Consider the following 13635-nt stretch of genomic DNA (forward strand, 5'->3'; position numbering starts at 1 on the left):
CACGACGGTACAGCTAAGGCCCTTGTAGCAACTGTAGGTACAATCGCTGATAAAGAGTTCAACAACCGTGTCACTCCACCAACAGAACCTAAGTTCCAACCAGAGAAGTATGTATTGAATGCAGAGAAATTCTCAATCACTGATAACAAACTTCTTGATGATGATTCTGAATTGGCTGATAAGTACGCAGATACAAATGCCAACCCATATGTGGATGGTACTGCAAACAACGAAGCTGAAAACATCAATACTAAGACTGTTAACCGTGGCGACAAGTTGGTTTACCAAGTATGGTTGGATACAACTAAATTTGACGCTAACAACAAGGATAACATCCAATCAGTAGGAATCTCAGATGACTACGATGAAGCTAAGTTGGAACTTGACGCTACTAAGATTAAAGCGTATGACTCTGTAACAGGCGCAGATGTAACAACTAAATTCGATATCACTGTGAACAATGGTGTGATTACAGCTAACCTGAAAGATGGCTTCACGAAGTCACTTGGCGACGCTGAAAACACTCAAATCATTGATACAACGAAATTCGCATTTGGACGCTACTACAAGTTCGACATCCCAACAACAGTGAAAGCTGATGTTCCTGGCGGAGTTGATATCGAAAATACAGCGGCTCAAGTTGTAAACTACTACAACCCAACAACTAAGAAAGTTGAAAAACCAAGCAAACCAACTGAAAAACGTGTCAACAACGTACCAGTTGATGTGTCATTCAACTTCACTAAACGTTTGGAAGGCCGTGAACTGAAGGCTAATGAATTCAGCTTCGTGCTTAAAGATTCAACAGGTAAAGTTGTTCAAACAGTAAGCAATGATGCAGCTGGTAACGTTTCATTCTCACCACTCAGCTTCAAGAAGGGTGAAGAAGGTGTACACAACTACACTGTAGAAGAAGTGAAGGGAACAGACGCAACCGTTACATACGATACAATGAAAGCAACTGTAGCAATCACAGTATCACACGACGGTACAGCTAAAGCCCTTGTAGCAACTGTAGGTGCAATCGCTGATAAAGAATTCAACAACCGTGTGACTCCTCCGGAAGAGCCTAAGTTCAACCCTGAAAAATATGTTGTTTCTGAAGCGAAATTCGACGTAACAGGTACAAAACTCGTTGACGATGATAAAGAATTGGCTAATAAGGTTGCGGATACAAACGCTAACCCTTACGCTGATGATGCATCAAACAACGAATTGGAAAACTTGAATACTAAGTCAGTGAAACGTGGTCAAAAACTCTACTACCAAGTATGGTTGGATACTACTCAATTTGACGCAAACAACAAGGATAACATCCAAACAGTTGGTATCACAGATGACTTCGATGAAACTAAGTTGACTGTGAATGCTTCAGACATCAAGGCATACGATTCAGTATCAGGCGCAGATGTTACATCTAAGTTCGATATCTCAATCGCTAACGGTGTGATCACAGCTGACTTGAAAGATGGCTTCACGAAGTCACTTGGCGACGCTGAAAACACTCAAATCATTGACACAACTAAGTTCGAGTTTGGACGCTACTATAAATTTGATATTCCAGCAACAGTGAACGCAGACGTTCCTGGCGGTGTGGATATCGAAAATACAGCAGCTCAAGTTGTAAACTACTACAACCCAACAACTAAGAAGGTTGAAAAACCAAACAAACCAACTGAAAAACGTGTAAATAGTGTTCCAGTTGACATCGAATTCAACTTCACTAAACGTTTGGAAGGTCGTGAGCTGAAAGCCAACGAATTCAACTTCGTGCTTAAAGATTCAACCGGTAAAGTTGTTGAAACAGTAAGCAATGATGCATCTGGTAACGTTAAATTCTCTAAACTTGAATTCAAGAAGGGTCAAGAAGGCGTACACAACTACACTGTAGAAGAAGTCAAAGGAACAGACGCAACTGTCACTTACGATACGATGAAAGCAAATGTAACAGTAACCGTTTCACATGACGGAACTGCTAAACTTCTCGTAGCGAAAGTTGGCGAAATCGCGGACAAAGAATTCAACAATACTGTTCGTCCTCCGGAAGAACCTAAGTTCAACCCTGAAAAATATGTTGTTTCTGAAGCGAAATTTGACGTAACAGGTACGAAACTCGTTGATGATGATAAAGAATTGGCTAACAAGGTTGCGGATACAAACGCTAACCCATACGCCGATGATGCATCAAACAACGAATTGGAAAACTTGAATACTAAGTCCGTGAAACGTGGTCAAAAACTTTACTACCAAGTATGGTTGGATACTACTCAATTTGACGCTAACAACAAGGATAATATCCAAACAGTTGGTATCACAGATGACTACGATGAAACTAAGTTGACTGTGAATGCTTCAGACGTCAAGGCATACGATTCAGTTACTGGCGCAGATGTTACATCTAAGTTCGATATCTCAATCGCTAACGGTGTGATTACAGCTAACCTGAAAGATGGCTTCACGAAGTCACTTGGCGACGCTGAAAACACTCAAATCATTGACACGACTAAGTTCGAGTTTGGACGTTACTATAAATTTGATATTCCAGCAACAGTGAACGCAGACGTTCCTGGCGGTGTGGATATCGAAAATACAGCAGCTCAAGTTGTGAACTACTACAACCCAACAACTAAGAAGGTTGAAAAACCAAACAAACCAACTGAAAAACGTGTAAATAGTGTTCCAGTTGACATCGAATTCAACTTCACTAAACGTTTGGAAGGTCGTGAACTGAAAGCTAACGAATTCAGCTTCGTGCTTAAAGATTCAGAAGGTAAAGTTGTTGAAACAGTAAGCAACGATGCGGCTGGTAACGTTAAATTCTCTAAACTTGAATTCAAGAAGGGTCAAGAAGGCGTACACAAGTACACTGTAGAAGAAGTGAAGGGAACAGACGCAACTGTCACTTACGATACGATGAAAGCGAATGTAACAGTAACCGTTTCACATGACGGCACTGCTAAACTTCTCGTAGCGAAAGTTGGCAATATTGCGGATAAAGAATTCAACAATACTGTTCGTCCTCCAGAAACTCCTGATTTCAATCCAGAGAAATACATCTTGAACGAATCCAAATTCGATCTTACAGGTGTGAAACTTCTCGACGATGATAGTGAGTTGAAGAATAAGGTGGCAGACACAAATGCCAACCCATATGCGGACGGCACTGCCAACAACGAAGCTCAAAATATCAATACGAAGACACTCAAGAAAGGTGATAAAGTATACTACCAAGTATGGTTGGATACAACTAAATTCACTGAAGCACACAATATTCAATCTGTTGGTGTGACAGATAAATATGATAGCGAAAACTTGAATATCAACGTAGCAGATATTAAAGCATACGACTCTATAACAGGAGAAGATGTAACAGCTAAGTTTGACATCAAGCTTGAAAATGGTCTCATCACTGCAACATCTAAAGCAGATCTTACTAAGTCTCTTGGTGATGCAGAAAATACCCAAGTCATCGACACAACTAAGTTGGCCTTTGGACGTTACTACAAGTTTGAAATTCCTGCAGAAATTAAACAAAGTGCACAAGATGGTGTGGACATTGAAAATACTGCATCTCAAACAGTTCACCAATATGACCCAACTCATAAGACAGTGAACAAGCCAAACAAACCAACTGAAAAACGTGTTGTAAATATTCCAGTTAAGGTACAATTCCAATTCACTAAGAAATTGGAAGGACGCACATTGAAAGCTGGTGAATTCAGCTTCGTTCTAAAAGACGAAAAAGGCAATGTGATCGAAACTGTGAAGAATGACGCAGATGGTAAGATTACCTTCTCAAATCTTGAGTTCAAACGTGGTGAAGAAGGAACTCACCTCTACCATGTAGAAGAAATTCGTGGTACAGATTCTAGCGTTGTTTACGATAAGATGGTTGCGACCGTTGGTATCGTGGTGAATAAAGAAGGTAAGGTATTAGTGGCTACTACTAAGTTGCCAGAAGATACAGAGTTTAACAACACTGTTATTCCGCCAACAACACCACCAACACCGCCAACAACACCGCCAACTCCTCCAACACCACCAACAACACCGCCAACTCCTCCAACGCCACCAACAACACCACCAACGACTCCTCCAACACCACCAACACCAACAACTCCACCAGCTCCAGGACTTCCAAACACTGGTGAAGAACAATCAGTATCAGCTGCATTGTTAGGTGCTGCACTTGGTATGGTTGGACTTGCTGGACTTGCAAAACGCAAGAAACGTGAAGACTAAAATTGAGGAGACATCAACAATTTTGTAGATGAGGCGACAATTTTAGATCCAATACGAAGAGGCTTTGCTCGAAAGAGCAGGGCCTCTTTGTTATGGAAAATAAAAAAATATACAGGTAAATAGTGAAATTTTTTAGAAATTCTGTAACTAGTTTCAGAAAATTTTCATTGACTTGTAGGCGATAAAACAGTATACTAGAAAAGCAATTTGAAGTTTCAAACTGCCGGCAACAAGGGGAATGAATCTGCTTTGAATTGGAAAAGAGTAGGGTTTGGAGTGGAAGAACTTCACACCCTTATTGTCGTCAGTTACCCTATTAAATAAAGGTCTGTGATACAAACGCAGGCTTTTATTTTTTTGCATAATTATAAATGTTCACAGAATCCTTTTTTCGTCAGTTTCTCAGTATGATTCTCTTGATTTCGAAAAAGCAGATGTTTCAAGAAATATTGTGAATTTTTTATAGGCTCTCTTCCATATTTATGTTACAATAAAACTACTATTATCGAAGGGAGACACTATGATTAATTCAATTGTTTCACAAGGCTTGATCTGGGCCATTCTTGGTTTGGGGATCTTTATGACCTTCCGAATTCTAGATTTTCCAGATATGACGACAGAAGGTTCCTTCCCGCTGGGAGGAGCGGTGGCGGTGACCTTGATTACCAAGGGGGTCAATCCCTTGGTAGCAACCTTAGCTGCCATTGGAGCAGGGTGTCTAGCGGGACTCGCGACAGGACTTCTCTATACAAAAGGGAAAATCCCCACACTTTTATCGGGGATCCTCGTGATGACATCGTGTAACTCGGTCATTCTCTTTGTCATGCAACGGGCCAATCTGGGGCTTTTGGGTTATAAAAAAATCCAAGATTTTCTTCCCCTTTCCAGTGGTCTCAACGAAATCCTGGTTGGTTTGATCTTTGTGGGTCTCGTGATTCTCGGTTTGATTTTCTTCTTGGATACACGCTTGGGCCAAGCTTATATCGCGACGGGAGACAATCCTGATATGGCGAAAAGTTTTGGGATCAATACGGACCGAATGGAACTGATGGGTTTGGTGATTTCAAATGGAATTATTGCCCTTTCTGGTGCGCTAATGGCCCAGCAAGAAGGCTATGCGGATGCATCACGTGGGATCGGGGTCATCGTTATTGGACTTGCTAGCCTCATTATTGGAGAGGTTCTCTTTTCAAATGTCACCTTGACGGAGCGTCTGCTCAGTATTGCAATTGGTTCCATCGCCTACCAATTTTTGATCTGGGCTGTGATCGCCCTTGGCATCAATACCAGCTACATTCGAATCTTCAGTGCCTTGATCTTGGCTATCTGCCTGATGATTCCAACCTTTAAAGGAAAAATCATGAAAGGAGCGAAATTCAGTAAATGACAGCAGTTGTAGAATTAAAAAATGTAACCAAAGCTGTGAGCAATGGGATGAATGAAGAAAAAGTCATTCTGGATGATGTCTCCTTGGAAATTCGAGAGCATGATTTTATCACGATTTTGGGGGGTAATGGTGCTGGAAAATCAACCCTTTTTAATACGATTGCAGGGACCCTTCCAGTGAGCAGTGGCAAGATCTATATTTTGGGGGAAGATGTGACCAATTACTCTCCTGAAAAGAGAGCCAAGTATCTATCACGGGTCTTTCAAGATCCAAAAATGGGAACAGCACCTCGGATGACAGTAGCTGAAAACCTCTTGGTTGCCAAGTTCCGTGGAGAAAAACGGGGCTTGATTCCGCGTCACTTGGCAAGCTATAAAGAAGAGTTTCAAACAGTTCTTGCTAAGATCGGCAATGGCTTAGAAAAGCATATCGATACAGCGGTTGAATTTCTTTCAGGGGGACAACGCCAGGCGTTGAGTCTGTTGATGGCTACCTTGAAACGTCCAGAACTCTTATTGCTAGACGAACACACAGCCGCCTTGGATCCAAAAACGAGTCAGGCTCTGATGACTTTGACAGATGAATTTGTGAAACAAGACGCCCTCACAGCCCTGATGATCACCCACCATATGGAAGATGCTTTGAAATACGGCAATCGCTTGATTGTCATGAAAGACGGGCACATTATCCAAGACCTCAACCAAGAAGAAAAAGCTCAAATGAACATAGCAGACTACTATCAATTGTTTGAGAAAGAATAAGATACAAAGGGCGTAGCGGGTACAGTCAAAATAGGGAGTAGGACAGAAGCGATATGATTTATGAACGCTTCGTCGTCCTACCCCCACAAGGCTGATTAGGATTTCTTCTGAGCTAATCAAGCGAGAGAAGAAGCCAATCAGCTACTGCGTCTGGAATTTATTGCTATTATAGCTTGCGTTTTTTCACACAGCATTTAGGGCGTGTTCAATTCGTGTAACGGCAAGTACTATGGTACCTTGCCTACACGACCCACTAACTCCTCAGGTGGATGGTATCGATTCACCTTCGTCCTGTCTGTCGCATTCTGCTAAGATGCCGAAGCGGATACAGTCAAAATAGGGAATAGGACAGAAGCGATATGATTTATGAACGCTTCGTCGTCCTACTTCCTTTTTATTTTCTAAAAAACAAATGATAGCTTATAAATATACTATATGGATTGAACGGGTGCTTTATAAAAGGGGAATTCTTATAAATAGTGCTTTAAAAAACCGTATAAAAATAGAAACTAGTTTCAGGTGGAATCGCTTGCTAAAGAGAAGAAGGAGACGTATAATATAAATAGAAGGATAAAGAAGGGACTGGTCACCATGACTGATCAAGATTATTAGTGGTTACTTCGTTTTAGGTCTGTTTTTCTGACATTTGTTGATGCTCTTTTCTAAAAGAGTCGTTGGGCTGTGTATCGAATCGATTGGACAGTCGGGCAAGCCTGCTAAGTTTGTCGGATCATATGAGAAAACGTGGAAATAGTTGGTAGAAGCTTTTGTGAAGGTTTTCAAACTTCAATGTGTCCAATCGAACATTTATTGAAATGTAGGATTGCAAAGAAAACCTCTGGTATTTTACAAAAATACTATTACATGAAATAAACGTCAAAAAACATTGTTGTATTAGCCGAAAGGTTAATGGCACCATGTCGGAAAAACAGACCTGGCCTCTAGTCCCGTAAGACTGGAGGCCCTTCCTATTCGCAAACTCAAAAAGGAGGTGAGAGGATGGGATTGTCGTATGCACAAGACTACAGTTGCAGAGATCATTTTAGAAAGAGAGCGTTGGAGCGCTTTGGAGTGGATGATCAACACCTGAAACGTTGGATCAATCAACACCTGCCCTCTCTCTCGCCTTATGAGAGTGATGTGCTCCAACCTGCTGATACAAAAACTTATGTATCGAGTGATGGTGTTATTTTTGTCTGTAACATCAAAAGCCGAGAATTTATCACTTGTTTTAAGGCAGTGAATTACCAGGAAAACAGTGAGGAAGACGAGGCTTATACAGACATTCATGAAAGCAATGTCTCTGACTTTAAAAAGGATCTCACCCATTTGCTCAATCGCTACCGACTCAAGGAAGCCAAGGAGCTGTTTGAAAATATTGAGGATGATTTAGATGACTTTTATCATCTCTCTCAAGCGGTGAAGACGGGTCAATTGAGTGAGCGCAATTTTAAGCGTCTTGAAGAATTGCTCAGTAAGTTTCATGTGATCAAGGCTGCGATGCGGATCATTGAAAATAAGCGGGGAGATTATCATCTTTAGAGGGTCTTTTCCCCCTAAAAATTGGCGCCTAGAAGCCCTTTCATCTGTTTCAGATGAGGGGGCTTTTTGCTAGGGTGTGTTTTTGAAAAAAATAGAAAAAAATTGTATAATAGAATAGATATGCAAGAATTTGCAAAGCTGTAATTCGACTTGGGCAGCCAAGGACCGTAAGTATTAAAAAATCTATCAATTAAAGGAGAAAACAGTGAGTATTAAATTAGTCACTCTCGGTGGTGTTCGAGAAAATGGGAAAAATCTCTACATCGCTGAAGTAAACGATTCAATTTTTGTCCTGGATGCAGGACTGAAGTATCCAGAAAATGAACAACTTGGGGTGGACGTTGTCATCCCCAATATGGATTATCTTTTTGAAAACAAAGACCGTATTGCAGGCGTTTTCTTAACCCATGGGCATGCGGATGCCATCGGTGCCTTGCCTTACCTTTTGGCTGAGGCAAAAGTTCCTGTGTTTGGAACGGAGCTAACGATTGAGTTGGCCAAGCTCTTTGTCAAAGGAAATGATAGTGTTAAGAAATACAATGACTTCCATGTGATTGATCAAAATTCTGAGATTGAATTTGGAGATGCGGTTGTGTCCTTCTTTCAAACAACCCACTCCATCCCTGAAAGTATTGGTGTTGTCATTGGAACTTCTGAGGGAAATATCGTCTATACAGGCGACTTTAAATTTGACCAAACAGCGAGTGAGTCTTACGCGACAGACTTTGCCCGTCTAGCTGAAATCGGGCGCGAAGGGGTTCTTGCGCTTTTGAGTGATTCGGCCAATGCGGATAGCAAGGTACAGGTCGCTAGTGAGCAAGAAGTCGGCGATGAAATCTTAGATACGATTGCCAACTGGGATGGGCGTGTGATCGTTGCAGCCGTTGCCAGCAACCTTTCTCGGATCCAGCAGGTCTTTGATGCCGCAGCTGAGACTGGTCGCCGGGTCGTCTTGACAGGTTTTGATGTGGAAAACATCGTCCGGACAGCTATTCGCTTGAACAAGTTGTCCCTTGCCAATGAAAAACTCTTGATCAAGCCGAAAGAAATGAGCCGGTTTGAAGATCATGAATTGATCATTTTGGAAACAGGCCGGATGGGTGAGCCCATTAATGGGTTGCGCAAGATGTCGATTGGTCGTCACCGCTATGTGGAAATCAAAGATGGGGATTTGGTCTACATCGTTACAACACCTTCTATTGCCAAAGAAGCCGTGGTGGCTCGTGTGGAAAATATGGTCTACCAAGCAGGTGGGATTGTTAAGTTGATTACGTCTAGTTTGCGCGTGTCTGGCCACGGAAATGCGCGGGATTTGCAGTTGATGATCAATCTGCTTCGTCCGAAGTATCTCTTCCCAATTCAAGGAGAGTACCGGGAGTTGGATGCCCATGCACGGATTGCCATGGAAGTTGGGATTTTGCCTGAAAATATCTTCATTCCAAAGCGCGGTACAGTCATGGAGTATGAAAAGGGAGATTTCGTCCCTGCAGGGAGCATCTCAGCTGGAGATGTTATGATCGATGGGAATGCCATTGGGGATGTGGGCAATATCGTCCTTCGTGACCGTAAAGTCTTGTCAGAAGATGGAATCTTTATTGTAGCCATTACGGTAAACCGCAAAGAAAAGAAGATTATTTCCAAAGCGCACGTGCACACTCGTGGATTTGTCTATGTCAAGAAGAGTCGGGATATTCTCCGTGAAAGTTGTGAATTGGTCAACCAAAGCGTTGAAGACTACCTTGCACAGGACAACTTTGACTGGGGTGAATTAAAAGGATTGGTACGTGATCATTTGTCTAAATTCTTATTTGAACAGACCAAATGTCGTCCGGCGATTTTACCAGTCGTGATGGAAGTGAAATAATAAATGAGATTGAAACACTTGGTGGCCAGAGGCTTGCCGAGTGTTTTTGACAGTAGAAAGAGGAAAGTAAATGGCAGTTATGCAGATTGAGTATTATTCAGAGGCCTTGAAGATGGAGTGGGGTGTGTCCGTTCTTTATCCTGATGCGTCGCGCGTGGAAAATCCAGCAGATAAGGATATTCCAGTTCTTTATCTCTTACACGGAATGAACGGCAATCATCATTCTTGGCTGAAGCGAACCCATGTGGAGCGCATTTTGCGAAATACCAATCTGATCGTGGTCCTACCCAATACCAATAATGGTTTTTACACAGATACGCAGTATGGATACAACTATTACACGGCCATTGCGGACGAATTGCCAGAGACATTAGCCCGTTTCTTCCCTCATATGACTAAAAAACGGGAGAAAACTTTTATCGCAGGCTTGTCGATGGGAGGTTACGGCTCAATGCTCTTGGCTCTCAAGACCAATCGCTTTTCTCATGCGGCGAGTTTTTCCGGTGCCCTGAGTTTCCATGGGATGACCTTTGAAAAGAATGATCTGGAAAAACCGGCCTTTTGGAAGGGGATCTTTGGAGAGGTAAACGATTGGACGACGAGCCCTTACTCACTAGAGTCGGTTACTAAGAAGTTCTCCGATAAAAAGACCAAGCTTTGGATCTGGTGTGGAGAGCAGGATTTTCTCTATGAAGCCAATCAATTTGAGGCTAAGGAATTGGAGAAACTGGGTTTGGATGTCACTTATAGCCACAGCCCAGGCAAGCACGAATGGTTTTACTGGGAACGTGAGTTGGAGCACTTCTTACAAACCCTACCAATCGACTTTGAACTAGAAGAACGGTTAGAATAAGATACAAAGGGCGTAGCGGATACAGTCAAAATAGGGAATTCGACGTAGAATCCAAAAGATTCTAGGAGAATTCATCTTTTTGACACAATCCGCAGCCCGTGTTCAATTCGTGTAACGGCAAGTACTATGGTACCTTGCCTACACGCCTCACTAACTCCTCAGGTGGATAATATCGATCCACCTTCGTACTGTCGCATTTCGTTAAGATACAAAGGGCGTAGCGGATATAGTGAAAATAGGGAGCAGGATAGAAGCGCTTGAATGCAAGCAGGTTTCTATCCTGCTTTTTTGGTGCAACAAAGGGAATTAATTTTTCCTAATCTATTTACCTATAAAAGTCAAGGATTTTGCTTGACTTTTTCTTCACAAAGTTTTAGAATGATAGCGAAATCGTGAAAATGATTTTTGTTGTATGGTGAGTTAGGCCATTGAAGTTACTAACTTTTATAGTGCAATTGGAGGTACAAATATGTCTAAAGTTGCTATTGTTACAGGTGCAGGTCAAGGGATTGGTTTTGCAATTGCAAAACGTTTAGTTCAAGACGGCTTTAAAGTCGGAATCTTGGACTACAATGCAGAAACAGCTGAAAAAGCTGTTGCAGAATTGTCAGCTGAAAATGCTTTTGCTGTTGTAGCAGATGTATCTAAACAAGCAGAAGTTGCTGCGGCCTTCCAAAAAGTTGTTGATCACTTTGGTGATTTGAATGTTGTTGTCAACAATGCCGGTGTAGCACCAACGACTCCACTTGCTACTATCACAGAAGAACAATTCCATCGTACATTTAATATCAATGTCGGTGGTGTGATCTGGGGTGCTCAAGCTGCGCAAGCGCAATTTAAAGCCCTTGGTCACGGTGGTAAAATCATCAACGCCACTTCTCAAGCTGGTGTCGTTGGGAATCCGAACTTGACTGTCTATGGTGGTACTAAATTTGCGGTTCGTGGGATTACACAAACTTTGGCGCGTGATTTGGCTGACTCAGGCATTACTGTCAATGCCTACGCACCAGGTATCGTTAAGACTCCAATGATGTTTGATATTGCCCATGAAGTTGGTAAAAATGCAGGTAAAGACGACGAATGGGGTATGCAAACATTCGCAAAAGACATCACTTTGAAACGTCTGTCTGAACCTGAAGATGTGGCTGCTGCTGTTAGCTTCCTTGCTGGCCCAGATTCAAACTACATCACTGGTCAAACTATCATCGTAGATGGTGGTATGCAATTCCATTAATCAATAAAGAATAGCTAGTTCGCTTGAAGAGGATCCAGGCGAATGGGGGACTAAGATCTATTTTTAAAATAGCTCTCGGTCCCTTTTTTGCGGGGCACGTGATAAGGTTCTCCGTGATGAGGTGCTCCATGTTGAGAAGGTAGAGGGGTTTGTATGTTACTCTATAGGGTTCTGAATCAGCAAGGACTTTCTAAAAGGTCACTTATTCATTTTAGTCTGGCTGTCTTTGTGGTATAATAAGAACGATTGAATAAATGCGCTAGTGATAGCGAACAAGATTATAGGAGAGAAACATGGCAAAAGATATTCGTGTGCGTTATGCACCAAGTCCAACGGGATTATTACACATCGGAAATGCGCGTACTGCATTGTTTAACTACCTTTATGCACGTCATTATGGCGGTACCTTTATTATTCGGATTGAAGATACGGACCGCAAGCGCCACGTCGAAGACGGGGAACGTTCACAGCTTGAAAACCTTCGTTGGTTGGGGATGGATTGGGATGAAAGTCCTGAAACACACGAAAACTATCGCCAATCAGAACGGTTGCCACTTTACCAAAAATACATTGACCAACTCTTGGCGGAAGGGAAAGCCTATAAATCTTATGTAACAGAAGAAGAATTGGCAGCAGAACGTGAACGCCAAGAAGCAGCTGGAGAAACACCTCGATACGTCAATGAATACCTCGGAATGAGCGAAGAAGAAAAAGCAGCCTATGTAGCAGAACGTGAAGCTGCAGGGATTGTTCCAACCGTTCGTTTGGTGGTCAATGAAGCTGGTATCTACAAGTGGCATGACATTGTTAAGGGTGATATCGAGTTTGAAGGGGCTAATGTCGGTGGTGATTGGGTCATCCAAAAGAAGGATGGCTATCCAACTTACAACTTTGCCGTCGTCATCGATGACCATGAAATGAAGATTTCTCATGTTATTCGTGGAGATGACCACATTGCCAATACACCAAAACAATTGATGGTTTATGAAGCACTTGGCTGGGAAGCTCCTGAGTTTGGTCACATGACCTTGATCATTAACTCTGAAACGGGTAAGAAGTTGTCTAAACGGGACACCAACACCCTTCAGTTCATCGAAGACTACCGTAAGAAAGGGTACCTTCCAGAAGCAGTCTTTAACTTTATCGCTCTTCTTGGTTGGAACCCTGGTGGAGAAGACGAAATCTTCTCTCGCGAAGAACTCATCAAACTCTTTGATGAACATCGTCTCAGCAAATCGCCTGCAGCCTTTGACCAAAAGAAATTGGACTGGATGAGCAATGACTACATCAAGAATGCAGATCTTGAAACAATCGTCGCAATGGCGAAACCATTCCTCGAAGAAGCAGGGCGCCTAACAGACAAAGCTGAGAAGTTTGTAGAACTTTACAAGCCACAAATGAAGTCAGTGGATGAAATCGTTCCATTGACAGACCTTTTCTTTGCAGACTTCCCAGAGTTGACAGATGCAGAAAAAGAAGTCATGGCAGCTGAAACAGTACCAACCGTTTTGGAATCCTTCAAAGCAAAACTCGAAGCAATGTCAGACGACGAGTTTGTGGTAGAAAATATCTTCCCACAAATCAAAGCGGTTCAAAAAGAAACAGGCATCAAAGGGAAGAACCTCTTTATGCCAATTCGGATTGCCGTTTCTGGAGAAATGCATGGTCCAGAATTGCCAGAAACCATTTTCTTACTTGGCCGTGAAAAATCAATTGAGCACATTGAACGGATGTTGAAGAAGATTGCTTAAG

Annotated in this window: 8 protein-coding genes; all 8 read left to right on the forward strand. The window is 42.3% G+C overall.

What is annotated here, in order from left to right; all coding sequences use genetic code 11:
• Positions 1-4242, forward strand: a 4242-nt coding sequence (locus HA044_RS01420) for an SspB-related isopeptide-forming adhesin (RefSeq protein ID WP_187538583.1), incomplete at its 5' end; no start/stop codon positions are given.
• 520 nt (positions 4243-4762) lie between these two features.
• Positions 4763-5629, forward strand: coding sequence for an ABC transporter permease (locus tag HA044_RS01425; protein ID WP_187538585.1), 867 nt, complete (start codon positions 4763-4765; stop codon positions 5627-5629).
• Positions 5626-6390, forward strand: a complete 765-nt coding sequence (locus tag HA044_RS01430) for an ABC transporter ATP-binding protein (RefSeq protein WP_187538587.1) — start codon at positions 5626-5628, stop codon at positions 6388-6390. The genes HA044_RS01425 and HA044_RS01430 overlap by 4 nt, the downstream gene beginning before the upstream one ends.
• Before the next feature lie 999 nt (positions 6391-7389).
• A complete protein-coding gene (locus HA044_RS01435) occupies positions 7390-7932 on the forward strand; it encodes a hypothetical protein (protein WP_187538589.1) in 543 nt (180 codons plus the stop codon).
• 205 nt (positions 7933-8137) lie between these two features.
• Positions 8138-9796, forward strand: a complete 1659-nt coding sequence (locus tag HA044_RS01440; protein ID WP_187538591.1) for a ribonuclease J — start codon at positions 8138-8140, stop codon at positions 9794-9796.
• A 70-nt stretch (positions 9797-9866) separates the two neighbouring features.
• Positions 9867-10649: an alpha/beta hydrolase family protein gene (locus tag HA044_RS01445; protein ID WP_187538593.1), complete on the forward strand. Its 783-nt coding sequence runs from the start codon at positions 9867-9869 to the stop codon at positions 10647-10649.
• A 469-nt stretch (positions 10650-11118) separates the two neighbouring features.
• The gene (locus HA044_RS01450) at positions 11119-11883 is read left to right on the forward strand and encodes a (S)-acetoin forming diacetyl reductase (RefSeq protein ID WP_187538595.1); all 765 of its coding nucleotides are present in this window, start codon (positions 11119-11121) and stop codon (positions 11881-11883) included.
• A gap of 293 nt (positions 11884-12176) precedes the next feature.
• Positions 12177-13634 carry a glutamate--tRNA ligase gene (gene gltX / locus HA044_RS01455; RefSeq protein ID WP_187538596.1) on the forward strand — a complete coding sequence of 486 codons (1458 nt, stop codon included), beginning with the start codon at positions 12177-12179 and terminating at the stop codon, positions 13632-13634.
• The last annotated feature ends 1 nt before the right edge of the window (position 13635 follow it).

This window comes from Streptococcus sp. IMAU 99161, assembly GCF_014435245.1.
GTDB classification, from domain to species: Bacteria; Bacillota; Bacilli; order Lactobacillales; family Streptococcaceae; genus Streptococcus; species Streptococcus lactarius.

What these genes read in the sequence shown, in the direction of transcription:
- HA044_RS01435 (WP_187538589.1), top strand. Translation starts at nt 7,390, where the DNA reads ATGGGATTGTCGTATGCACAAGACTACAGTTGCAGAGATCATTTTAGA.
- HA044_RS01430 (WP_187538587.1), top strand. Translation starts at nt 5,626, where the DNA reads ATGACAGCAGTTGTAGAATTAAAAAATGTAACCAAAGCTGTGAGCAAT.
- HA044_RS01425 (WP_187538585.1), top strand. Translation starts at nt 4,763, where the DNA reads ATGATTAATTCAATTGTTTCACAAGGCTTGATCTGGGCCATTCTTGGT.
- HA044_RS01450 (WP_187538595.1), top strand. Translation starts at nt 11,119, where the DNA reads ATGTCTAAAGTTGCTATTGTTACAGGTGCAGGTCAAGGGATTGGTTTT.
- HA044_RS01445 (WP_187538593.1), top strand. Translation starts at nt 9,867, where the DNA reads ATGGCAGTTATGCAGATTGAGTATTATTCAGAGGCCTTGAAGATGGAG.
- gltX (WP_187538596.1), top strand. Translation starts at nt 12,177, where the DNA reads ATGGCAAAAGATATTCGTGTGCGTTATGCACCAAGTCCAACGGGATTA.